Source organism: Streptomyces sp. SD31 (genome assembly GCF_052068475.1).
In the GTDB taxonomy this organism is placed as follows: Bacteria; Actinomycetota; Actinomycetes; order Streptomycetales; family Streptomycetaceae; genus Streptomyces.
The window spans coordinates 210,184-232,855 of record NZ_JBQHCX010000005.1; the positions used below are offsets into that span (position 1 = coordinate 210,184).

Sequence of the window (22,672 nt, forward strand, 5' to 3'; positions counted from 1 at the left end):
GTCACCTGGGGGCCGCGGGGAGTCAGGGTTACCCGCGGCCCCCAGGGAGTCATGTGCGGATCCCGGGCAGTGGGCTCACTTCAGGGCGCCGAGCGTCACGCCGGTCCGCCAGTAGCGCCGCATCGCGACCATCATGATCGCCATCGGGATGATGGACAGCAGTGCGCCGGTCAGGACGAGGCTGGTGACGTCGATGCCCGACTCCAGGCGTTTGCCGGTCCAGTTGTACAGACCCAGGTTGAGCGTCCAGTTCTCCTCCCCGCGCAGCACGGTGAGGGGGAGGAAGAAGGCGTTCCAGGTGTTGACGAAGGCGAGCAGGAAGACGGTCGCACCGCCCGTCGTCATCATCCGCAGCACGATGCTGAAGAAGATCCGCAGCTCACCGGCGCCGTCGATCCGGGCCGCCTCGAGGAGCTCGAACGGGATCGTGGCCTCGGTGTACACCTTGGCCAGATACACGCTGAACGGGTTGATCAGGCAGGGGATCAGCATCGCCCAGGGGGTGTCGACCAGCCCGATCGCCGAGAACAGCAGGTACAGCGGCAGCGTGAGCAGCGCGAGCGGGATCAGGAACGAGCCCACCACGCACGCGAACACCGCGCCCCGCCCGGGAAAGTCGAAGCGGGCGAGGCCGTAGCCCGTGGCCAGCGCGATGAGGGTGCCGCCGAGCGAGCCGACGCCCGCGTACAGGAACGAGTTGGCGGTCCAGCGCAGGAAGATGCCGTCGTCGTAGGTGAAGACCTGCTGGATGTTGTCCCACAGGTGCCAGCCGGAGAACCACAGCCCGTTGCTCTGGTACAGCCCCACGCGGTCCTTCGTCGAGGCGATCATCAGCCAGTACACGGGGAAGAGGCTGTAGACGCTGGCCAGGACCAGACCGAGCAGCATGAAGCGCTGGCCGCCCTTGGAACGCGAGGCCGCGTCCGGGCTGGTGAGTCGTCGCACGGTGCGCCGGCGGGGTGGCACGGCGGCCGTTTCCGCGCCGCTTTCCTTGCGGTCTTCCGTCAGCGCCATCAGTCCGCCTCCCTCGAGGTCAGCCGGTAGAAGAGGAAGGACGCCACACCGAGGATCAGGGCGAGCAGCACCGACAGGGCCGCGGCGTAGTGGTAGTTGGCGGCGTTGAACGCCTGGTTGTAGATGATCATGATCGGCGTGAAGCTGTCGCTGACCGTCTCCGGAGTCACGTTCCGGAACAGCGCGGGCTCGTTGAAGATCTGCAGCATCTGGATGATCGACAGCAGCGCGGTCAGCACGAGCGCCCCGCGCACGAACGGGATCTTGATGCTCAGCGCGATCCGCAGCTCCGAGGCGCCGTCCAGCCGTGCCGCCTCGAACAGCTCACGGGGCACGCCCTGGAGCGCGGCGTAGATGATCACCATGTTGTAGCCGATGCCGTGCCAGGTCAGCAGGTTGCCGATGGCCGGCCACACCATCGAGGGCGCGAAGAAGTTCCAGTCGAAGCCGAACAGCTCGCCGAGCGGCGTGAGCGGGCCCACCTCGGGGCTGTACAGGTTGACCCACACGACGGCCGCGACCACGCCGGGAATCATGTACGGCACCAGCAGCAGGATCCGGAACCGGCCGGCCGCCTTCGCCGTGACCGCGTCCAGGAAGAGCGCCAGCAGCAGGCTGATGAGCAGCATGAACGGGATCTGGACGCAGGCGAACAGCACCACCCGGAGGATGGAGGTCATGAACGCCGAGTCGGTCAGGCCCTTGGCGTAGTTGTCCAGGCCGACGAACTCCGTGGTCGCGCCGCCGAGTCCGAGCCCGGACTGCTTCTCCAGGAACAGGGACTGGTAGACGGCGTAGCCGATCGGAAGCAGATAGAGGAAGACGAAGCCGAGCTGGAAGGGCACCGTGAAGGCGGCACCCTTCCAGCGCTGGGAGCGAATCATCGAGTCTGCCTCAGCCCTTGACGCTGATGCCGCGCTGCTTCAGGTCGTTGACCGTCCACTCCTGCATGTGCGCCAGGAGGTCGGTGACCTTCTGCTCCTTGCTGACGACCTTGGCCCACTCGGCCTGCATCTCGGTGAACATCGCGGTCCAGTTCGGGCCGAAGGTCCAGCCGGTCCGGACGGTTCCCAGGCTGTCCGTGACGATCTTCTTGGCCGGCTCGTAGTTCTTGCCGAGCAGCTTCTCGGAGATCGCCTCGGAGACGTACGACTCGCTGTCGGCCAGCGCCGGCATCACACCGCTGCCGGTCTCCGGGCTCGCCATGGACTTGACCGCACCGGTGTCGGTGGACATCCACAGCGCCGCCTCGGCGGCCTGCTCCTGGTTCTTGCACTGCTCGCTGACCAGCGTCAGGTTGCCGCTCTGGTTGGTGCCGGCCGGCGTCTGGGCCGCCTCGCCCTTGAAGGTCGGCCACGGGGCGAGCGCCCAGTCGCCGAAGGACTTGGTGAAGTTCTGCACCATGCCGGACATCTGCCAGGTGGAGATCTGCCGGGTCGCGGTGGCGCCGGTGTCGAAGCTGCGCTGCACGGCCGCGTAGTCGGCGAAGGACAGCTTGGCGTTCAGGTCGTTGTCGATGATCTCCTGGATCACCTTGGCGGCCTTCAGGGTGCCCGCGTCCTGGAAGTCGACCTTCCAGGAGTCGCCGTCGATGCTGTACCAGTTCGCCCCGGCCTGCATGGCGAGCACCTCCAGGGTGCTCGGGTCCTCACCGGCGTAGTTTGTGATCTTGATGTCGTGCTTCTTCAGCACCTTGCCCGCGGCGATGAAGTCGTCCCAGGTCGCCGGGGCCTTCAGGCCGTACTTCTCGAAGATGTCGGTGCGGTAGATGGTGAACGCGGGGGCCGAGGCGGTCGGGACGCCGTAGACCTTGCCCTGGACCTGGCCGACCGCCCATGAGCCGGGGTTGAACTTGTCCTTGTCGGCCTCGACATACTTCGTGATGTCGGCGAGCGCACCCTGCGAGACCCAGCTGGTCACGTACTCACCGGTGTTCTGCAGCAGACAGGGCGCGTTGCCCGCCTTGACGGCGTTGGTCAGCTGCTTCTGCATGGTCAGCTGGTCGGTGACCTTCGTGTACTTGAGCTGGACGTCCTTGTGGCTGGCGTTGAACGCCTTGACGACGGCCTCCTGGCCGTTGGCCCAGCCCCAGAAGTCGAGGGTGACGGGGCCGGAGGCCTTGGAACCGGAGTCCGAGTCTCCGGAGCCGGATCCGCCACAGGCGGCGAGCAGACCTGTCAGAGCGATTCCCGCGACGGCGGTGGAGGCGAACCTTCTCCGGGGGCTGGTGAAGTTCATCTGACCGTGATCCTTCGGAATGAGAGCGTTCTATCGGAACGCGGCGGCTCGGTGGTGCCGGCCAGAACGGCGGCCGGAAGTCGTCGGCTCGCGGTTGCGGGGGGTCGGCCAAGCGGAAGCTGTAGTAAGCGGTTGCAGGGACGGTAGGCCGACGTCTCCGCTCATAGCAAGAGGTGCGCGGAAATTTGTTACGCCGGGTTGTCCGCCCGGTCATCTGTGGGCGCGCGTCGGCCACGCCCCTGCTGGAGTGCGTAAGCGCAGGTAGGAGGCTGTTCGGTGAGGGGTTCCGCGCGGATGGGGAGCGCTCCCGAGGGGCCTGGCGAGGACCGGCGAGGCAGCGGGAAAACGCTTACGAAACATTTGCTGGGCGTTACTTCCGTCCGCCCCGCCGGGCAGGCGGCTGCACGGAGTTGCGTACGACGACATGGGTGCCCAGCACGAGGTGGTCGCCGTCACCGCCCTTGCGGCGGCCGGTACCGCCCTCGCGCCGATCCGCCACCGCGCGCAGCGCGACACGGCCCATCTCCTCGTACGGCACGTGGACGGTGGTGAGTTGGGGGGTGAGCTGGGAGGCGAGCGGAATGTCGTCGTAGCCGACGATCGACACGTCCTCCGGCACCCGCAGCCCGGCCGCGCGCAACGCCTGCATGGCACCGGCGGCGACCACGTCGGTCCCGGCGAGCACGGCGGTGAAGTCCAGCCCTTGCCCGAGGGCGTCCTCGACGGCCTCGTATCCGTGCTCGTAGTCGTACGGCCCGTGCCGCACCATGCCCGGATCGAACGGCACACCGTACGCGTCGAAAGCCCGCCGGGCGCCCTTCAGCCGGCCCTGGGCGGTCGTGAGTTCGGCATGCCCCGGCAGCACGAGGACCTTGCGATGCCCGGCGGACAACAGATGGCTGGCCATGGCGTAGGCGCCGCCCTCGTTGTCGTAGTCGACCGTCGTGGCCGGCACGTCGCCCTCCAGCGGCGGCCTGCCCACGAGCACGAGATGGGAGCCGGCCGCGTCGAGGGAACGGGCGAAGCGGGCCATGCGCAGCTGGTACTCGTCGTAGTCGTAGGCGCCGCCCAGCAGCACCACGGCGGCGACGCCCTGCTGTCGCATGAGGTTGACCAGCGCGAGCTCCCGCTCGGGGTCGTCCCCCGTGGTCCCCACCAGCGAAAGCCAGCCGCGCAGCGTGGCGGCGCCCTCAACCCCCTTCGCCACATGGGCGAACGCGGCGCCGGTGATGTTGTTGATGAGGATCGCCACCGTCGGCGTTCCGCCGCCGGCCAGCGAGCGGGCGTGGGCGTTGGTGACGTAGTCCAGATCCCCGACGACCTTCATCACCCGTCGGCGCAGATCGTCCGACACCGGGTAGTTGCCGGACAGGACGCGCGACACGCTGGCGACGGAGACGCCCGCGCGTTCCGCCACGTCCCTGATGGTGGCCCGACCGGCGTCGTTCGACGCCTTGCGCTGACTCACCCTTGCGGCTCCTTCACCGTCGCGCCTGCCTTGCCGGACGCCCGGGCGTCGCGCCCCGCGCCGGATGGCCAGAGGCCTCGTCTCTCGCCGTACGACAGGGAAACCGGCCCCCCGCCGATGCGGAAACCGTATCCCATGGTTTCCGCGCGGGCGCCTCGTGCGCCGGCCGCCGCCTCATGCGACCCGGGCCAGGTCCGCGTGGTGCACCTCGTGGACCGGCGGCAGGCCCGCGACCATGCGTTCCAGCTCCTCCACGACGGTGCGGCCGAGGCGCTCCAGCTCGTTGCCGAGCGATCCGGCGATGTGCGGGGTGAGGAAGACGTTGGACAGGTGGTAGAGCGGGGAGCCGGCGGGCAGCGGTTCGGGCTCGGTGACGTCGAGGATCGCGTGCAGCCGTCCGGAGACCAGCTCGTCGGTGAGCGCGTCGGGGTCGATCAGGGCACCGCGCGAGGTGTTGATCAGTACGCCGCCGTCCCGGATGAGGGCGAGGCGGTCGCCGTCGAGCATGCGGTAGGTCTCGGGGATGTCGGGGGCGTGCAGGCTGACGATGTCGCTGTGCCGGAGCAGGTCCTCCAAGGACATCGACTCGGCACCGAGTTCGGCGGCCTCGGCGGGGCTGACGTACGGGTCGTGCAGCAGCACCGTGAAGTCGAAGGGCCGCAGCAGCTCCAGCAGCCGTCTGCCCACGCGCGAGGCGCCGATGACGCCGACACGGCGGCCGACGTTGCCCGTGGGGGCGGTCTCGGCGGGGGTCGGATAGGCGCGGGTGGTGCGGAAGCGCTCGCGGTGGGTGAAGGTGTCCTTTCCGGCGAGCAGGATCATGGCCAGCGTGTACTCCGCGACCGGCAGCGCGTTGGCGGTCACCGCGCTGGAGACGGTGACGCCGTGCTTCCAGAGGGCCTCGCCGACCAGCGAGCGGACCGAGCCCGCGGCGTGCAGGACGGCGCGCAGCTTGGGGGCGGCGGCGAGGACGTCGGCGTCCAGGTGGGGGCAGCCCCAGCCGGTGATGAGCACCTCGGCCTCGGCCAGGGCGGCCGCGGACGCCGGGTCGGCGAAGTTACGCACGACGACCTCTGGGTCGATGTCGGAGGCCTTCCTCAGCCTGGCCATGAGCGGCGAGGGGAAGAGCAGCGGGAGGTGCACCGGGTCCATGGCGAACACGGCCCTCGGTGGCTGGGGGCTGGGCATGAGTCTCCTGACGGACTGTGATGGAAACATTTTCAGAAAGCGCCTTCTACCGTAGATCTGCCAAGAAGGGCCGGTCAATCAATTGGGCTGAGAGTGAGTGCGCGGGTTTCTTCGAACTCATTTGCACCGCGTACAGGCTTGCTTGGGGGAGAGAGGTGTCAGGAGCGACACATGAGGCCACGGCAAGGCTGTCCCGGCAGGGTTGAGCCGCTGGTCGGCCCGGGACGTTCGGTTCCGTGCTGTCGCGAAATCGGTTACTTCGTTTTCTCCGGTGCCAGTGCGATGCGGACGGCCGTGAACGAGTGCGGCGGCAGAGGGCAGTCGAAGGCGTCGGACGCGGGGAGCGGCGAACTGTGCGGGACGGCCTGTTCGGCGGCGGACTCGCCGGCCAGGACGGTCCGCGTGGCCCGGACGGCGGGTTGCCGCGCCCCGAGGAGGCGGATGTCCGCTTTGATCTCGTCCGGCGTCAGGTTCACGACCTTGACGATGACGTCACCCGTCGCCGAGTCCCGGACGGTGGAGACCGAGAACGTCCGCAGCGGACGCCGGTCGTCCTCGACGTCGTGGATCACGGCGCCGTCCAGCAGACAGCGGATCAGGGAGCCGGTGACCTCGACCCGGATGTCGTACCACCGCCCGGTCTCGACGGTGCCGGGCACCCACTCCACGTCCTCGGTCCATCCGTCGCAGACACGCTGCAGCGGCATCCCCTTGTTCTGCCATCCGCCGATCGTCCAGAGGTAGTGGTCATCGGTGGTCACCGCTCCGAAGGCGAGGCGGAAGCCCTCCTCGCCGCCGGTCTTCCGCGCCCGCACATCGATCGTGTAGTCGGCCTCCCCGCAGCTCACGCGCAGGTCCGCGTACTCCGCCACCGTGTTCACGGTGTCGAGCCGGACCCCTCCGCCCCGCAGGCCGTCCGGCGGGTCGGCCGCGGCCGGGGCGCCGGTCAGCGTGTGCGGCAGGCACAGGTCCCCGTGGTGCACGGAGTGCATGCGGTGCGCGTGGTAGTTCACCGTGAGCCGGACGGAGGTGTTGTCGAAGTGGATCAGGTCCGGCGTCCACTGCGTATGACCCGACTTGGCGAGCAGCGGGGCGTAGGAGGACAGGGCGACGATGTCCCCGTTGCGCTCAAGGGCGTTCATGTACGCCGCCTCGGCGAGCGCGTTGTACAGCGTGCTGCCCATCGACGCCCACTCGCCGAGGTACACCTTCGGGCCGGTGCGGTCGTAGCCGTCGTAGCGGTCGGTGTTCTGCAGGAACCAGCGCGGTGAGAGATACCCGTGCTCGTCGACCATCGCGAGGCCGGTCTTGCGGGCGAACTCCCAGCCCGCCTCGAAGTCCCGTCCCCTGGGGGCGGGCCCCGAGGTGCCGATGACCGTGATCTCGGGGTGCCGCTCGGCCAGCGCCTGGTGGATGAGGGCGAACCGCTCCCGGAACGCCGGGGTGATCTCGTCCTCGTTGCCCACGCCGAGGTACTCCAGGCCGAACGGCTCCGGGTGCCCGGCCTCGGCCCGCCGGGCACCCCAGGGTGAGTCGGCGGGGCCGTTGGCGTACTCGACGAGGTCCAGGATCTCCTGGATGTAGGCGGGCATCTCGTCGAGGGGGACGGCGTGCTGGCCGCCCGGGGTGTTCTGGCAGCAGACCCCGGCGGCCACCACGGGCAGCGGTTTGGCCCCGATGTCCGCGCAGAACTGGAAGTACTCGAAGTAGCCCAGGCCGGCGGACTGGTGGTAGCCCCACAGGTTGCGCTGCGGGCGGCGGCCTTCGAGTGGTCCGATGGTGTCCTTCCAGCGGTACATGTTGCCGAGCCCGAGGCCGTGGGCGACACAACCGCCGGGAAAGCGCAGGAACTTGGGCTTCAGATCGGCGATCGCCTGGGCCAGGTCCGCGCGCAGGCCGCCCGGCCGGCCGCGGAAGGTGGCTGTGGGGAAGAGGGACACCAGGTCCAGGTGGACGGTGCCGGGGGTGGTGGCGAGGACGAGCAGCCGGGCGTCGGGGTCGGTCGCGGCGGAGACCAGCACCGTTTCGTGCCGGGTCCAGGAGCCCGTCACCTCGTCGAGCACGGCTTCGGCGTACGTGCCTCGCGATCCGGCCAACCGGACGGTCAGCGGGGCGTGTTCACCCTCCGGGCGGCGGGCGTACAGGCTCAGCCGGTACGACGCCCCCGCCTCGACCGGAATGCCGTCGAACCCGTGGTTCACCAGGCCCACGCCCTCGCCCGGAGCCGTCACCTCCAGCACCGCGTGGCGCGGGTTGGCCGGGTGCAGCGGGGCGGCGGTGTCCGTGCGCAGGCCGCCGCGTCCGCCGCCCAGCTCCACCAGCTCCCAGGCGGTGAGCGCGTGCCACTCGGGACGGTCGTCACGGCTGTAGGCGAAGGAGCGGTTCTGGACGAGTTCGGCGTACAGCCCGCCGTCGGCCGCGTGGTTGATGTCCTCGAAGAAGGCGCCGAAGACGTCCGGGCTGATCGGGTGCCCCGCGTCGGCGCTCATGTCGACGCGGATCGTCGTACGGCGGGTGGGGCGTGTGGGGTGGGGAGGACGGGGCATGCTGGGCTCCGTTCACGGTCGTGTGGTCGAGGGCTTGCGACGACTGGGCCACGCGGCGCGATGGGCGGCAACCGGTTTCCGGCCAGGCCGTCAAGATGGCCTGCTGTCCGCTCCTCGACGGTGATGATCAAGCCGGTCTCGTCGTGCTGCCCCCGGTCGGCGTCGGAGCGCGCGGCGCGGGACGCTCCCGTTCGTCGTGCCAACTCGGTCGGAATGGCGGTGCGCATGGGAAGCAGGCCTCTGACCTGCAATTTCCTGAGCTTTCGTGGGTTCCGCGGCGAGCCTGGAGCCGACTTGCTCATGTCGCCGAGGTTACACAGTCTTTTCGAAAATTCGTCAAGGCTCTTGACGTGGTTTCCGGACAGGAAGAAGCTCTGCCCCACTGCTCGACAACCGGTTGTCTAAATCGGGCTGGTCGTGCATTCGATCTACGGTCGAAATATCGAACGAGCAAGCAAAGGGGTGGTGGGTTCATGCGCCCACATGCCGGTGCCTCGCTGAGCCGCCGCCGATTCCTCAGCCTCTCCGCGGGCGGCGCCGCGGCCGGCGCGGCGGCGCTGAGCGGCTGCGCGATGCAGGTCTCCACAGGGGTCAGCAGTGGCTCGGGCGAGACCATCACGATGATGGTCAAGGGCGACGACATCAGTCCGGAGCTGGTCAAGCAGGCTCAGAAGGACACCGGCATCACGATCAGGCGAGTGGAATACGACATCACCAAGCTGATCGCGATGCTCACCAGCGGTAACCCGCCGGACCTGGTTCGCGCCGTCGGAGCCACGGACGCCGCGTACTTCGCGGCACGGGACGTGATGCAGGAGCTCGACCCCTACTTCGCTAGGAGCAGCGTCCTCAGGCTCGACGACCTGGACCCGGTCAACGACCTGTGGCGCTACGACGGCAAGACCCAGGGCAAGGGCCCCCGCTACGGGATGGCCAAGGACTTCTCCCAGGACTCCATGTACTGGTACAACACGGCGGCCTTCGACAAGAAGGGCGTCGACTACCCGTCGGAGACCGAGCCCGTCACGTACGAGCAGTGGCTGGAGAACGCCCAGCGCCTCGCGCAGCGCTCGAAGGGCCAGACGACCGTCTTCGGCGGCAGCTACAACGGACTGACGAAGCTCACGCTCATGGCGACCATGACGGCCTCGGCCGGCGGCAGCCTGTTCAACGACGACTTCTCCCGCGTCGACTTCACCACCCCCGAGGCCCGCAAGGCGCTGGCCTGGTACATCGACTACTGCAAGCTCAAGGTCGGGCCGAGCCCGATCCTGCCCGACCCCAATGGCTGGGACGGGCCGACCTATCAGGCCGGACGGCTGGCCATGTCGAACGCCGGCTACTGGATGGGCGGCATGATCGGCAGCGACAAGAAGCTGGCGGAGGTCTCGCGCCTCGCTCCCGCCCCGGTCTTCGCGGGCGGCCCGCGTATCAGCGCCTGCCAGGGCGGCACCGGCCTGTGGATGCCGCGGAAGGCGAAGAACAAGGACGCCGCGTGGCGGATCTTCGAGTGGTACTTCGGTGAGGCACCGGCCAAGGCGCGCGCCTCCGGCGGCTGGGGCATCCCCACCCTGAAGTCGCTGCGGCAGCTGATGCCCCAGCAGGAGGATTACCAGAAGCGGACGTTGAAGGCGCAGGAGAACGAGCTCGAGCACTTCTCGGTGGTCTCCCTCACCCCCTACATCACGGGGGACGCCTTCGAGTCCCTCTACAACCAGGTCACCCCGGCCGCGATGAAGGGCGAGATGTCCGTCGACACCCTCGCGGGACGCCTGAACTCGGTCATCAACGAGCAGCTGAACCGCGGTAAGGAGCAGGTGGGATGACGGTCGATCAGGTCACATCCGTCGCGGACCGGTCCGACTCGACCGCGCACACCGGCCGGACCCGGTCGACAGAGCGCACCGGGCCCTCGATGACCGCGCGCAGGCACCGCGCCTTCTACATGTTCGCCTCGCCGTGGATCATCGGGTTCGCCCTGCTGACGATCGCGCCGATGGCGTACGCGCTGTGGCTGAGCTTCACCACGTACGACGGCATCTCACCGAACTGGCACTACGTGGGCCTCGGCAACTACCGCGAGCTGCTGAACGACTCGCAGACCTGGGACTCCCTGGGTCGCGCGGGCCTGTTCGCGGTGCTCTCGGTGCCGCTGTCGATCATCGCCGGGCTCGCGCTCGCCGTGCTGATCAACCGGCCGGTCAAAGGGCGCGGTCTCTTCCGTACCCTGCTCTATCTGCCGGCCGTGGTGCCGCCGGTCGGCGCGGGCATCGCCTTCAAGAACCTCTTCGACCAGAACTCCGGTGCCGCCAACGGCGCCCTGACGTTCTTCGGCTTCGACGCGATCGGCTGGCTGGCCGACCCCTACGCCCGCTACGTGCTCATCATGACGGTGCTCTGGGCCGCCGGAAACGTCATGATCATCTCGCTGGCCGGGCTCCAGGACGTGCCCCGTGAACTCCACGAGGCCGCCCGGATCGACGGCGCGAGCGCCTGGCGGACCTTCCGCAGCATCACCGTGCCGCTGCTGTCGCCGGTGCTGCTGTTCCAGACCGTGACCGGGGTGATCGCCTCGGTGCAGACCATCATGCCGATGCTGCTGGCCCCCCTCAACACCACGGGCGGCCTCACCACGATTCCGCAGTCCAACTACACGTACATGATCCACGTGTTCTCGGAGTACTTCGCGCTCGGCCGCTACGGATACGCCTCCGCACTGTTGTGGGTGCTCTTCGTCCTGATCCTCATCGCGACCGGACTCATCTTCAAGTTCACGTCCGGCGTGGTGTTCTACAACGTCGACCCGGAGGCGAAGAAGTGACTGCCACCAGCCTGAATCCCAAGTCTCCGGTCCGCGTGCGGATACGCGTCAACCGCCTCGTCCTCTACACCGTGCTCGTCGCCGTCACCGGTCTCTTCCTCGGCCCCTTCGGATGGCTGATCCTCACCGGCCTGAAGACCCCGGCCGAAGTGGCCGCCGCGCCCGTGCACTGGCTGCCTACCGACTTCCAGTGGCACAACTTCGCCGACGCCTTCAACCTCATCGACTTCCTCGGCTACGCCCGCAACTCCCTGATCGTCGCGACCATCTACGCCGCGCTGGTCACCCTCAGCTCCGCCTGGGTCGGGTTCGGCTTCGCCCGGCTGACCGCACCCGGCAAGAAGACGCTGTTCGGCATCCTCATCGGCTCGATGATGCTGCCCCAGATGATCACCCTGCTGCCGACGTACCTGATCTTCGCCAAGCTCGGCATGGTCGACACGTACTGGCCGTGGGTGCTGTGGGGCCTGTCGTCCGCGCCGTACCTGGTCTTCCTCTTCCGGCAGTTCTTCGCGGGTCTGCCCCGCGAGCTGGAGGAGGCGGCGATCGTCGACGGCTGCGGATACGGCGCGATCTTCTGGCGGATCTTCCTGCCGCAGTCCTGGCCGGTGATGTCGGCGAGCTTCATCATCGCCTTCACCTGGACCTGGGGTGACTACATCGCCCCGCAGCTGCTGCTGTCCACGGACAAGAGCACGCTCGCCGTCGCCGTGATGACCACCTATGTCACGTCCGCGGGCCAACCGCTCACCACCCTCCAGGCCGCCGCCTCCGTGATGTACGTCGTCCCCATCCTGCTGATCTTCCTCATCGCCCAGCGCGGCTTCGTCGCCGGGATGTCGACCTCCGGTCTCAAGTGACCAGCGCCCCCTGACCTTCCGTATCTCTCCTCCCCCTTCTACTGAAGGACCTGCTCCATGAACGACACAGAGAGCACTGGCCTGTCCCGGCGCACCCTTCTCCAGGCCGCGGGTGCCGCCGGCGCCGCGTACTCACTGATCGGTGCCGCGGCCGGTACCGCGAGAGCGGACGACACGCCCGCATCCGCCGACAAGCTGCTGGTGTACCCCATCCCGAGCGGGGTCCCGACCAACTCGAGCTTCTCCGTCAAGGCCCGTACGCCGGGCGGCGAATGGCAGACGGTGCCCGTCCACCGCGCCCGGGCGAAGCAGATCGACGCGAACACGGGCAGCGGCCCGGTCTTCAACTCCTCCGTCGCCACCTTCGACTTCAGCGGCACCGTCGAGGTCGCCGTCACCTCGTCCAAGGGCGCCATCGGCTCCGCGCGGATCCGCCCCCTGTCGTACGACACCCAGTTCACGGTGGACGGCGCCACGGTGAGCTTCACCCTCACCGAGCCGCGCAACCTCTCCCTCGAGATCGACGGGGAGATCTTCAACAACCTGCAGCTGCACGCCAACCCGATCGAGACGAACGTCCCCGACCCGGACGACCCCGACGTCATCTACTTCGGCCCCGGCCTGCACAAGACCACCGACAACGTGGTGAAGGTGCCCAGCGGCAAGACGCTGTACCTGGCGGGCGGCGCCGTGCTGACCTCCCGGGTGGAGTTCCAGAACGTCGAGAACTCCCGGCTGATCGGCCGCGGTGTGCTGTACAACTCGCAGAACGGCGTCCTGGTGAACTACTCCAGGAACATCGAGATCGACGGCGTCATGGTGCTCAACCCGAGCAGCGGCTACTCGGTCACCGTCGGCCAGTCGAAGCAGGTCACCGTCCGCAACCTGCACTCCTACAGCCACGGCCAGTGGGGCGACGGCATCGACGTCTTCTCCAGCGAGGACGTCCTCATCGAGGGCGTCTGGATGCGCAACTCCGACGACTGCATCGCGATCTACGCCCACCGCTGGGACTACTACGGCGACTGCCGCAACATCACCGTCCGCGACTCCACCCTCTGGGCGGACGTCGCGCACCCGATCAACGTCGGCACGCACGGCAACACCGACAAGCCGGAGACCATCGAGAACCTCGTCTTCAGCAACATCGACATCCTCGACCACCGCGAACCGCAGATGGACTACCAGGGCTGCATCGCGCTCAACCCCGGCGACAGCAACCTGCTGCGCAACGTCCGCGCCCAGGACATCCGGGTGGAGGACTTCCGCTGGGGCCAGCTGATCAACATGCGGGTCATGTACAACAAGAGTTACAACACTTCCGTCGGACGGGGCATCGACGGAGTGTTCATACGGAACCTGACGTACACCGGCACGCACGCCAACCCGTCCGTCATGGTCGGCTACGACGCGGACCACGCCATCAAGAACGTGACGTTCCAGAACCTCGTCATCAACGGCAAGTTCATCGGCAACGGGATGAAGAAGCCCGGCTGGTACAAGTTCACGGACATGATGCCGGCGTACGCCAACGAGCATGTGATCAACCCGCGGTTCCTGAACTCCACCGAGGCCACGTCGAGCGACGCGCCCAAGGTCACCAGCCCGGAAACGGCCACGGCCACCAAGAACCAGGTCTTCAACCACCTCATCACGGCCAGCGGACTGCCGACGAAGTTCGGCGCCGAGGGCCTGCCGAAGGGCCTGGACATCGACACCGACACCGGCCTCATCTCCGGAACCGCCGAGGACAACGTCGGGACCTTCACGGTCACCGTCTCGGCCACCAACAGCGTGGGCACCGCGACGCAGACCGTCACGTTCACCATCGAGCACGCGTGATGCGGCCCCACTGAACCAGGAGACACCCGTGCATTCCCTCAGCCGACGGTCGTTCCTCGGCGCGGCGGGGCTCACGGCCGTGGCAGGAGCCGGACTGCTGTCCGCCTCCGCCACAGCCGCCTGGGCCCAGACCGCCGAAGCGGCGTTCACATTCAGACACCCCGGTCTCCTCCACTCCCGGGAGGACCTGGCCCGTATGAAGGCCGCGGTCGCCGCGAAGGAGTCCCCGGTCTACGACGGCTACCTCGCGTTCGCGGCCCACGCCCGCTCGAAGTCGACGTACACCGTCCAGAACACCGGCCAGATCACCTCCTGGGGCCGTGGTCCCGCGAACTTCCAGAACCAGGCTCCCGCCGACGCGGCCGCCGCCTACCAGAACGCCCTGATGTGGTGCGTCACCGGCAACCGCGCCCACGCCGACAAGGCCCGCGACATCCTCAACGCCTGGTCGGCCTCCCTGACGATGGTCACGGGTGCCGACGGGCCGCTCGGCGCGGGCCTGCAGGCCTTCAAGTTCGTCAACGCGGCCGAACTGCTGCGCCACAGCGACTACGACGGCTGGACGGCGCAGGACATCGCCCGCTGTGAGCGGTCCTTCCTGGACGTCTGGTATCCGGCGATCTCCGGCTACATGCTCTATGCCAACGGCAACTGGGACCTGACGGCCATTCAGTCCATCCTGGCCATCGGCGTGTTCTGCGAGGAGCGCACCCTCTTCGAGGACGCCCTGCGCTTCGCCGCGGCCGGCGCCGGCAACGGCAGCGTCCGCAACCGGGTCGTCACCGATGCCGGCCAGGGGCAGGAGAGCGGCCGCGACCAGGGGCACGAGCAGCTCGCCGTCGGCCTGATGGGCGACGCGGCGCAGGTCGCCTGGAACCAGGGCGTCGACCTGTGGGGTTACGATGCCCACCGCATCCTCGCCAATGCCGAATACGCCGCCCGGTACAACCTCGGCGGCGACGTCCCCTTCACCCCCGACCTCGACCGCACCGGCAAGTACATCAAGACGACCGTCTCCGACAAGGTCCGCGGCACGCTGCCGCCGATCTACGAGATGTACTACGCCCACTACGCCGGCGTCCGAGGCCTCGACACCCCGTACACCAAGGCGGCCGTCTTCCGCGGCACCGGCGGGACCCGCATCGTCGAGGGCAGCAATGACGACCTGCCGAGCTTCGGCACCTTCACCTACGCCGGGACGAAGGCACCGTCGCCGACCGCACCGACCGCCCCGGCGGGCGTGACCGCCCTCGGCGACTCCGATGCCGTGACCGTGGCCTGGCTGCCGTCCGCGTGGGCGACGACGTACACCGTCCGCCGGGCGAGCAGCCCCGAGGGGCCGTACGAGGAGATCGCCTCCGCCATCGACAAGCCGACGTACACGGACGGCGACGTACGCGCCGGACGGACGTACCACTACACCGTCATCGCCACCAACTCACAAGGCAGCAGCGGGAGTTCGAGCCCGGCCACCGCCACGGCCGGTCTCCCCGAGCCCTGGTCGGGCCAGGACATCGGCCAGGTGCGCATCCCCGGCTCCGCCGCCTTCGACGGCGAGCGGTTCGTGCTGGAGGCGTCCGGCACCGCCGACACCTACCGCTGCGTCCACCTCCCGCTGACCGGCGACGGCACGATCACCGCACGGATCGTGTTCCCGCTCAGCTCCCAGTACGCCAAGATCGGCGTCACACTGCGCGACTCCCTCGACGCGGACGCCGCGCACGCCTCGATGCTGATCCAGGGGCTGCCGCTGCACACCTGGAGCGGCGTGTGGACCGTACGCCCCGAGGCGGGCGCCGAGATCTCGGCGACCGGCAGCACCCCCGTGCCGCCCACCCAGCAGCAGGCGATCACCACCTCCGCCGCTTTCCCGATCTCCGGCCTCGGCACCCTTCCCGAGTCGGCGACACCGCTTCAGGCCCCGTACGTCGAGGGCGCGGGCGACGGCTACCGGCTGCGGGCGCCCTACTGGGTACGGGTCACCCGCAGGGGCCGCCGCTGCACCGGGGCGATCTCCCCGGACGGCATCCGCTGGACCGAAGTCGGCTCCAGCGAGGTCGAGTTGGGCCGCACCGCCTACGCCGGCCTGGTCCTCACCTCCTGCCTCGGTGTCGACGCGGAGTACGCCGAGACCGGCACCGGCGCCTTCGACAACGTCACCGTCACCTCGGCCACGCTCGGCGAGGTCTGGTCCGTGCCCCGCCCCGCCCGCACCGCCACCGGTCTGACGGCGTCCACCGGCGCCGACGCCGTGGAGCTGGCCTGGACCGACCCGGACCTCTCCGCCCGCTACAAGGTGCTGCGCTCCACCGGCGCCGACGGCCGCTACGAGTCGATCGCGAACGGCATCGGCCCCGTCGGCTTCGGCACCCGCATCCGGTACGCGGACGCCACCGGCACGCCAGGGACGACGTACCACTACGTCGTCGCGAAGACGAGCCACGGCGGCCGAGGCCCGCTCTCCGAGCCGGTCTCCGCACCGATGCCGACCCCGACCGTGCCCCAACTCGTCTCCGCCGACCGGGCGTTCGGCAACCAGGGCGTCCCCTTCCGGCACCTCCTGCGTGGCTCGCACGAGCCCGTACGCTTCACCGCGGCCGGACTCCCCGACGGACTCCGCCTCGACCGGTGCACCGGCCTGGTCTCCGGAACGCCCACCGAGAGCGGCGAGTTCACCGTCACCACCACCGCGGGCAACGCGGCGGGCGACGGCACCGGCACGCTGACCCTCACCGTCGGCACACCCCCGCCCGCTCCCTGGACATACGGCGACCTGGGGGACCCGGTGCTCGACGAGCGCGCCTTCGGGACGCTGGGTGTGGTCGCGATCCGCACCCCGGGCAGTACGTCGTACGCCGACGGCACCTTCACCGTGCGCGGTGCGGGCGTCGATCTGAGCACCAACAACCAGGGAATGACCGGGCAATTCGTGCGACGCCCCGTCACCGGCGACTGCGAGATCACCGCCCGGCTCGGCTCCCGCACGGGCGCGAGCGCCGACCAGGTGGGACTGCTGATGGCCAAGTCGCTGTCGCCGTTCGACCAGGCCGCCGGGGCCGTCGTCACCGGCGGGACCACCGCGCAGCTCATGCTGCGCACGACCGTGGCCGGAAAGTCGGCCTTCACCGGGAACACACCCGCCACCCTCCCCGCCCTGCTGCGGCTGAAGCGCGTCGGGACCGCCTTCACCGCAGCCCTGTCCACCGATGACGGCGCCACCTGGACCACCCTCGCCACCGGCGAGATCCCCGGGTTCGGTGACGCCCCCTACTACGTGGGCCTCGTGGTCTGCTCCCGCAGCCAACTGGCCCGCTGCACCACCGAGTTCGACGAGGTGAGCATTACCACCGACTGATCCCCCCACGGATTGGAGTGCACCACAATGAGCCGCACTTCCCCCCACCAGCCCCAACCCACAGGTGAGTTGAGCCGTCGCGGTCTGCTCAAGACCGCGGGCGGTCTCACCGCCGCCCTCGCTCTGGGCAGCGCGTCCGTCGCCACCACGGCGGACGCGGCCCCCGCGACCTTCACCCACCCCGGCATGCTGCACAATGCCGGCGACATCAACCGGGCCAAGGTCAGGGTCGCCGCGGGCACCGACCCCTGGCTGTCCGGCTGGAACCGGCTGACCGCCAACTCCCACTCGCAGTCCACCTGGACGCCCCGCCCCACGGCCACGATCATCCGCGGCGGCGACGGCCAGAACTACCCCCAGCTCTACAACGACATCCACGCCGCCTACCAGAACGCGCTGCGCTGGCACGTGTCCGGCACCGCCGCGCACGGCGACTGCGCCGTGCGCATCCTCAACGCCTGGTCGTCCACGCTCACCGAGATCACCGGCAATGCCGACCGGTACCTCGCCGCCGGCCTCTACGGCTGGCAGTTCGCGAACGCCGCCGAGCTGATGCGCGGGTACGCCGGGTTCGACCTCAACCGGTTCAAGACGATGATGCTCAACGTCTTCTACCCGCTCAACGACCGGTTCCTCCGCGAGCACAACGACGCCTGCATCACCAACTACTGGGCCAACTGGGACCTGTGCAACATGGCCTCGATCATGGCCATCGGGATCCTGTGCGACGACGGCGCCAAGTACGACCAGGCCGTCAACTACTTCAAGAACGGCGGCGGCAACGGCCAGATCCGGCGCGCGGTGCCGTTCCTGTACCCCGGCGTCGAGGGCTACGACCTCGGCCAGTGGCAGGAGTCCGGCCGCGACCAGGGCCACACCGTCATGGGCATGGGCCAGATGGGCGCCCTCTGCGAGATGGCCTGGAACCAGGGCGACGACCTGTACTCCTACGACGGCCGGCGCTTCATGAAAGCCGCACAGTACGTCGCCAAGTACAACCTGAACATGAATGTGCCCTACACCACCTACACCTGGGGCACCGGCCAGAACTGCGCCCAGCAGTCACAGACGGTGATCGGCTCCGGCAGCCGGGGCCAGGTCCGTCCGGTGTGGGCGATGCTCCACTACCACTACGGCCGACGCCTGCTCCTCGACGACAAGTACATCGCCCAGATGTGCTTCTCGGTCGCCCCCGAGGGCGGAGGAGGTGACTACGGCACCGCCAGCGGAGGCTTCGACCAGCTCGGCTTCGGCACCCTGATGTACGCCAAGTAGCGACGTACGCCAAGGAGCCGGGTACGCCGAATAGCCCTCTCACCCGCTCGTGCACCGGAATATCGGGCCACAATGAGTTGCTCTGATCTTCACGGTGCACGAGCGCGGTGAGGAGGCTGGTGGACGTATGACAGCAGTCCAGACGGATTCCGTGGCAGACCCCGTGGTGAGCACGCCTTACGGGGCCGTACGGGGCCGGTACGAACACGGCGTCGCGGTGTTCCGGGGCATCCCCTACGCGGCGCCCCCGTTCGGCCCGCGCCGGTTCCGGCCGCCCGAGCCACCCGAACCCTGGGACGGTGTGCGCGACGCCGGCGCCTTCGGGCCGACCGCGCCGAAACCGCCGTACTCCGAGGCCTTCGCGCAGTACCTGTCCGACCCCGTCGTGCCCGGCGACGACTGCCTCAACCTCAACGTCTGGACCCCCGAGCCGGGCCCGGGCGCCCGGCTCCCGGTCATGGTGTGGGTGCACGGCGGCGCCCTGACGCGCGGCTCCTCGGGTGTGCCGGTGTACGACGGCCGGCCCTTCGCGCGCGACGGTGTCGTCCTCGTCTCCGTCAACTACCGGCTGGGCATCGAGGGCTACGGCTACTTCCCGGACGCCCCCGCCAACGCCGGCCTGCGCGACCAGCTCGCCGCCCTGCAGTGGGTGCACGAGTCGATCGCGGCCTTCGGCGGCGACCCCGACCGCATCACCCTGTGCGGCCAGTCCGCCGGCGCCATCAGCATCGGCGCGCTGCTCGCCGCCCCCCAGGCCCAGGGCCTGGTCCGGCGGGCCGTCCTGCAGAGCGGGCCGCCCGAGGCGGCCGAGCGGGACAAGGTACGGCGGATGGTGCGCCGGATGGCCAACCGGCTGAGGATCCCCGCGACCGCCGCCGCGTTCGCCGAGGTCGACCGCGAACTGCTCCTGCGCACCCAGGCCGAGGTGGGCAGACTGAGCAGCCCCGTGCTCGGCGGGCCCGCCTTCGGGATCGTCATCGACGGCGACATCGTCCCCCGTGACCCCCTGAAGGCGCTCACGGAGGGTGACGCCGCCGTCGGCGTCGACCTGATGACCGGCTGGACCCGCGACGAGTACCGGCTCTGGCTGGTGCCCGGCGGCCTCCTGGAGCGCCTCGACCGGCTCGGCGCGGTCGCCCTGGCCGGCGCCATGGCCCGCTGCCACGTGGGCGCCGACGTGCCCCGCGGCTACCGTGCCCTGCACCCGGAGGCCGGCACCGCCGAGATCGTCGGCCAGATGGTCACCGACCACCTGCTGCGCGTCCCCCTGCACCGCCTGGCCGACGCCCGCCCCGGGTCGACGTACGTGTACGAGTTCGCCTGGCCCTCCAGCCTCCCCTACCTCGGCGCCTGCCACGCCCTGGAGCTCGGCTTCGTCTTCGACACCGGAGACGTCCCCGAGTCCCGCAAGCTGGCCGGCGAGGGCGCCCCGCAGGAGCTGGCGGACGAGATGCACGGGGCGTGGCTGCGGTTCGTGGTGGACGGCGATCCGGGATGGCAGGCGTGGGACGACTCGCATCCGGTGCGCGTCTTCGGCGACGGCGACACCCACACCGCGTACGGCCGGCGCGACGCCGAGCTCGCCCTGTGGGCCGCCGCCGTCACGCCCCCGGAACCCACACCGGCATCGGCCCTTGCCGACGGTTCGCCCATGCGCAGTACGGAACTGCGGTCAGTGGTACGGCGGCTGCGCCTCCCCGGCGCCGTCCGTCGGCACTGACGACGGTCGTCCCGCTTAGGGGGCGCTGGGGGGCACCCTGGGCCGTGTCCTAGGCCTGGCCGATCCGGCCCACCGAGTCCCGCACCACCACATGCGTCCCCAGCAGCAGATGCTCGTCCGGATTCTCCGGGGTGCGGCCGAGCGCGGTGCGTACGGCGAGGCGGCCCAGCTCCTCGTAGGGGACGTGGACCGTCGTGAGCGCCGGGTGCAGGTCACGGGCGAAGGGGATGTCGTCGTAGCCGGCCAGGGAGACGTCGCCGGGTACGTCCAGGCCGGCCTCGTGCAGGGCGGTGAGCGCGCCGGCGGCGACCATGTCGGTGGCGGCGACGACGGCCGTGAACTCCAGCCCCTGCTTGAGGGCCTCCCGCATCAGACGGTGCCCGGCGTCGCGGGTGAAGTCGCCGTGCAGGAGCAGCGCCGGGTCGGGGTCCAGGCCGCGGGCGCGGTGAGCGGCGAGATAACCGCGCTCACGGCCCTGCGCGGTGGTGTGGTCGGACGCGCCGCCGAGGAACAGCACCCGCTGGTGGCCCTGGGAGAGGACATGGGCGACCAGGGCGTAGGCGCCGCCTTCGTTGTCGTACTCGATGACGGTCACGGGCGCCCCCGGTCCGAGCGGCGGCCGCCCGCACAGCACCAGCCGGGAGCCCGCCGACGCCAGCGAGTCGGCCATACGGCGGGTGCGCTCGCGGTACTCGGGCGTGTCGGCGGAGCCGCCGACCAGGATCACGGCGGCGGCACGCTGGGCGCGCATCATCTCGACGAACTCCACCTCGTGCTGGACGTCACCCTCCGTCGTGCACACCAGGCAGAGGTGGCCGAGCCGCCTCGCCTCCCGCTCCACCCCGTACGCCATGTGCGCGAACGACGGCCCCGTGATGTCCTCCAGCACGAACGCCAGCGTGGGCGTGCCGACCCCCGCGACCGCCTTGGCGCGCGCGTCGGCGACGTAGTCCAGCTCGCGGACCGCCCGCATCACGCGGGTGCGCGTCGCCGAACTCACCGGATACACCCCGCCGAGGACGCGCGAGACGGTCGACGCGGACACCCCCGCGCGCGCCGCCACGTCCCGGATGGTGCTGCGCCCCGCGTCCTCGCTCTTCCTGGTCATCTCTGCCTCGCCCCTTTCCCGGGCACCTTCGCCCACCCCCTGGGAACCTGCGGCAACACGATGGCAACCGGTTCCCATGCGGAGGCTAGCAGCGGGTCGCGGGCGGGGACGAGTCCTGTGCGGCGGGGTGGCGGCGCATCGCGTGCCGGGATGCCCGGGGTGCCGGGATACCGGGCCGGGCGGGCCTTCGGCCGCGCCCGCGGGTACGTCGCCGCGATCGCTACCGCGCCGCGGCCACCGTGTCCGCGATGGAGCCGATCGCCTCCGGACCCACCCGGCAGCATCCGCCGATCAGCCGCGCCCCGGACTCCCGCCACCCCCGCACCTGCTCGGGCGCGAAGGTGGAGCGGCCGTCCCAGGTGCGGGACTCGGCGTTCCAGGCCTCACCGCTGTTGGGGTAGACGACCACGGGCTTGCCCGTCACACGGGCGGCGGTCTCGACGGCGCCCTCGACGTCCTCCGGCACGCAGCAGTTCACGCCGACCGCGATCACCTCGTCGGCGTCGGCGGCCAGGGCGAAGGCGTCCTCCAGCGGCTGCCCGGCGCGGGTGCGGTCACCGGCGACCGAGTACGACAGCCAGGCCGGGACACCCAGCCCGCGCACCGCCCGCAGCAGTGCCTCGGCCTCGTCGGCGTCCGGGACGGTCTCCAGGGCCAGCACGTCGGGCCGGGCCCCGGCCAGCACCTCGAGGCGGGGCCGGTGGAAGCGCTCCAACTCGTCGACGCTCAGCCCGTACCGCCCCCGGTACTCGGAGCCGTCGGCCAGCATCGCCCCGTAGGGCCCGACGGACGCGGCCACCCACAGCGGCCGCGCGACGCCCCTGCCCTGCGCCTGCCGGGCCGCCTCGCGCGCCAACTCCACGCTCAGCGCGAGGAGTTCGGCTGCCCCCTCGTGACCGATCCCGCGCTTCGCGAAGCCCTCGAACGTGGCCTGGTAGCTGGACGTGATCGCCACGTCCGCCCCCGCCTCGAAATAGGCGAGATGCGCCTCGGTGATCGCCTCGGGCCGCTCCGCGAGCAGCCGTGCCGACCACAGCTCGTCGCTCAGATCGTGCCCGGCCGACTCGAGCTGGTTGGACATGCCGCCGTCGAGCACGACGGTCCCGGCGGCGAGGGCTTCGGCGAGGGTGATGGTGCTGGTCATGGTGACGACGGTAGTCGAGGCGGGGTGGGTGTCCGGCATGTGGGACATCCGTGGGGGATCGCGAGTGCGGGGGAGGGGGACGACCACGCTGGA

15 protein-coding genes and 1 pseudogene are annotated in these 22,672 nt (G+C 69.8%); 7 read left to right on the forward strand and 9 right to left on the reverse strand.

The annotated features are described in order from the left end of the window. Positions 1–75: 75 nt before the first annotated feature. The 6 genes from ACTMVF_RS13005 to ACTMVF_RS13030 form a co-directional block, all read right to left on the reverse strand. A complete protein-coding gene (locus ACTMVF_RS13005) occupies positions 76–1,014 on the reverse strand; it encodes a carbohydrate ABC transporter permease (protein WP_441271137.1) in 939 nt (312 codons plus the stop codon). Next, positions 1,014–1,898: a carbohydrate ABC transporter permease gene (locus ACTMVF_RS13010; RefSeq protein WP_441271138.1), complete on the reverse strand. Its 885-nt coding sequence runs from the start codon at positions 1,896–1,898 to the stop codon at positions 1,014–1,016. Before ACTMVF_RS13010 ends, ACTMVF_RS13005 begins: the two co-directional genes overlap by 1 nt. A gap of 10 nt (positions 1,899–1,908) precedes the next feature. Continuing rightward, positions 1,909–3,252 (reverse strand): ABC transporter substrate-binding protein, encoded by a 1,344-nt coding sequence (locus ACTMVF_RS13015; RefSeq protein WP_441271139.1) that lies wholly within the window; start codon positions 3,250–3,252, stop codon positions 1,909–1,911. A 370-nt stretch (positions 3,253–3,622) separates the two neighbouring features. After that, positions 3,623–4,720 (reverse strand): LacI family DNA-binding transcriptional regulator, encoded by a 1,098-nt coding sequence (locus ACTMVF_RS13020; RefSeq protein WP_441271140.1) that lies wholly within the window; start codon positions 4,718–4,720, stop codon positions 3,623–3,625. Between the two features lie 174 nt (positions 4,721–4,894). Continuing rightward, complete coding sequence (locus tag ACTMVF_RS13025) at positions 4,895–5,908, reverse strand: hydroxyacid dehydrogenase (RefSeq protein WP_441271141.1); 1,014 nt, start codon at positions 5,906–5,908, stop codon at positions 4,895–4,897. 254 nt (positions 5,909–6,162) lie between these two features. Further along, entirely contained in the window at positions 6,163–8,454 is a 2,292-nt protein-coding gene (locus tag ACTMVF_RS13030; RefSeq protein WP_441271142.1) for an alpha-L-arabinofuranosidase C-terminal domain-containing protein, read from the reverse strand. 473 nt (positions 8,455–8,927) lie between these two features. Here ACTMVF_RS13030 and ACTMVF_RS13035 point away from each other — a divergent pair, with 473 nt between their 5' ends. The 7 genes and pseudogenes from ACTMVF_RS13035 to ACTMVF_RS13065 all read left to right on the forward strand — a co-directional run. Then, entirely contained in the window at positions 8,928–10,280 is a 1,353-nt protein-coding gene (locus tag ACTMVF_RS13035; RefSeq protein WP_441271143.1) for an extracellular solute-binding protein, read from the forward strand. Beyond that, on the forward strand, positions 10,277–11,275 hold the full coding sequence (locus tag ACTMVF_RS13040) for a carbohydrate ABC transporter permease (RefSeq protein WP_441271144.1): 999 nt from the start codon (positions 10,277–10,279) through the stop codon (positions 11,273–11,275). The genes ACTMVF_RS13035 and ACTMVF_RS13040 overlap by 4 nt, the downstream gene beginning before the upstream one ends. Further along, positions 11,272–12,135, forward strand: coding sequence for a carbohydrate ABC transporter permease (locus ACTMVF_RS13045; RefSeq protein ID WP_441271145.1), 864 nt, complete (start codon positions 11,272–11,274; stop codon positions 12,133–12,135). The genes ACTMVF_RS13040 and ACTMVF_RS13045 overlap by 4 nt, the downstream gene beginning before the upstream one ends. A 57-nt stretch (positions 12,136–12,192) precedes the next feature. Next, a complete protein-coding gene (locus ACTMVF_RS13050) occupies positions 12,193–13,977 on the forward strand; it encodes a glycosyl hydrolase family 28 protein (protein ID WP_441271146.1) in 1,785 nt (594 codons plus the stop codon). A gap of 28 nt (positions 13,978–14,005) precedes the next feature. Next, on the forward strand, positions 14,006–17,332 hold the full coding sequence (locus tag ACTMVF_RS13055; protein ID WP_441271147.1) for an alginate lyase family protein: 3,327 nt from the start codon (positions 14,006–14,008) through the stop codon (positions 17,330–17,332). Between the two features lie 27 nt (positions 17,333–17,359). After that, positions 17,360–18,607, forward strand: a complete 1,248-nt coding sequence (locus ACTMVF_RS13060) for an alginate lyase family protein (protein ID WP_441271148.1) — start codon at positions 17,360–17,362, stop codon at positions 18,605–18,607. Positions 18,608–18,734: 127 nt separating this feature from the next. Then, a pseudogene (locus tag ACTMVF_RS13065) lies at positions 18,735–20,093 on the forward strand (carboxylesterase/lipase family protein); the annotation flags it as partial. 115 nt (positions 20,094–20,208) lie between these two features. On the opposite strand, the gene ACTMVF_RS13070 reads toward ACTMVF_RS13065, so the two are convergent. The 3 genes from ACTMVF_RS13070 to mmuM all read right to left on the reverse strand — a co-directional run bounded on the left by ACTMVF_RS13070 (position 20,209) and on the right by mmuM (position 22,579). Then, positions 20,209–20,283 carry a hypothetical protein gene (locus tag ACTMVF_RS13070; RefSeq protein WP_441271352.1) on the reverse strand — a complete coding sequence of 25 codons (75 nt, stop codon included), beginning with the start codon at positions 20,281–20,283 and terminating at the stop codon, positions 20,209–20,211. 93 nt (positions 20,284–20,376) lie between these two features. Beyond that, positions 20,377–21,435, reverse strand: a complete 1,059-nt coding sequence (locus ACTMVF_RS13075) for a LacI family DNA-binding transcriptional regulator (RefSeq protein WP_441271149.1) — start codon at positions 21,433–21,435, stop codon at positions 20,377–20,379. Between the two features lie 220 nt (positions 21,436–21,655). Continuing rightward, positions 21,656–22,579 (reverse strand): homocysteine S-methyltransferase, encoded by a 924-nt coding sequence (gene mmuM, locus ACTMVF_RS13080; protein ID WP_441271150.1) that lies wholly within the window; start codon positions 22,577–22,579, stop codon positions 21,656–21,658. Positions 22,580–22,672: the final 93 nt, after the last annotated feature.

What these genes read in the sequence shown, in the direction of transcription:
- ACTMVF_RS13005 (WP_441271137.1), bottom strand. Translation starts at nt 1,014, where the DNA reads ATGGCGCTGACGGAAGACCGCAAGGAAAGCGGCGCGGAAACGGCCGCC.
- ACTMVF_RS13010 (WP_441271138.1), bottom strand. Translation starts at nt 1,898, where the DNA reads ATGATTCGCTCCCAGCGCTGGAAGGGTGCCGCCTTCACGGTGCCCTTC.
- ACTMVF_RS13015 (WP_441271139.1), bottom strand. Translation starts at nt 3,252, where the DNA reads ATGAACTTCACCAGCCCCCGGAGAAGGTTCGCCTCCACCGCCGTCGCG.
- ACTMVF_RS13025 (WP_441271141.1), bottom strand. Translation starts at nt 5,908, where the DNA reads ATGCCCAGCCCCCAGCCACCGAGGGCCGTGTTCGCCATGGACCCGGTG.
- ACTMVF_RS13030 (WP_441271142.1), bottom strand. Translation starts at nt 8,454, where the DNA reads ATGCCCCGTCCTCCCCACCCCACACGCCCCACCCGCCGTACGACGATC.
- ACTMVF_RS13035 (WP_441271143.1), top strand. Translation starts at nt 8,928, where the DNA reads ATGCGCCCACATGCCGGTGCCTCGCTGAGCCGCCGCCGATTCCTCAGC.
- ACTMVF_RS13040 (WP_441271144.1), top strand. Translation starts at nt 10,277, where the DNA reads ATGACGGTCGATCAGGTCACATCCGTCGCGGACCGGTCCGACTCGACC.
- ACTMVF_RS13050 (WP_441271146.1), top strand. Translation starts at nt 12,193, where the DNA reads ATGAACGACACAGAGAGCACTGGCCTGTCCCGGCGCACCCTTCTCCAG.
- ACTMVF_RS13060 (WP_441271148.1), top strand. Translation starts at nt 17,360, where the DNA reads ATGAGCCGCACTTCCCCCCACCAGCCCCAACCCACAGGTGAGTTGAGC.
- ACTMVF_RS13075 (WP_441271149.1), bottom strand. Translation starts at nt 21,435, where the DNA reads ATGACCAGGAAGAGCGAGGACGCGGGGCGCAGCACCATCCGGGACGTG.
- mmuM (WP_441271150.1), bottom strand. Translation starts at nt 22,579, where the DNA reads ATGACCAGCACCATCACCCTCGCCGAAGCCCTCGCCGCCGGGACCGTC.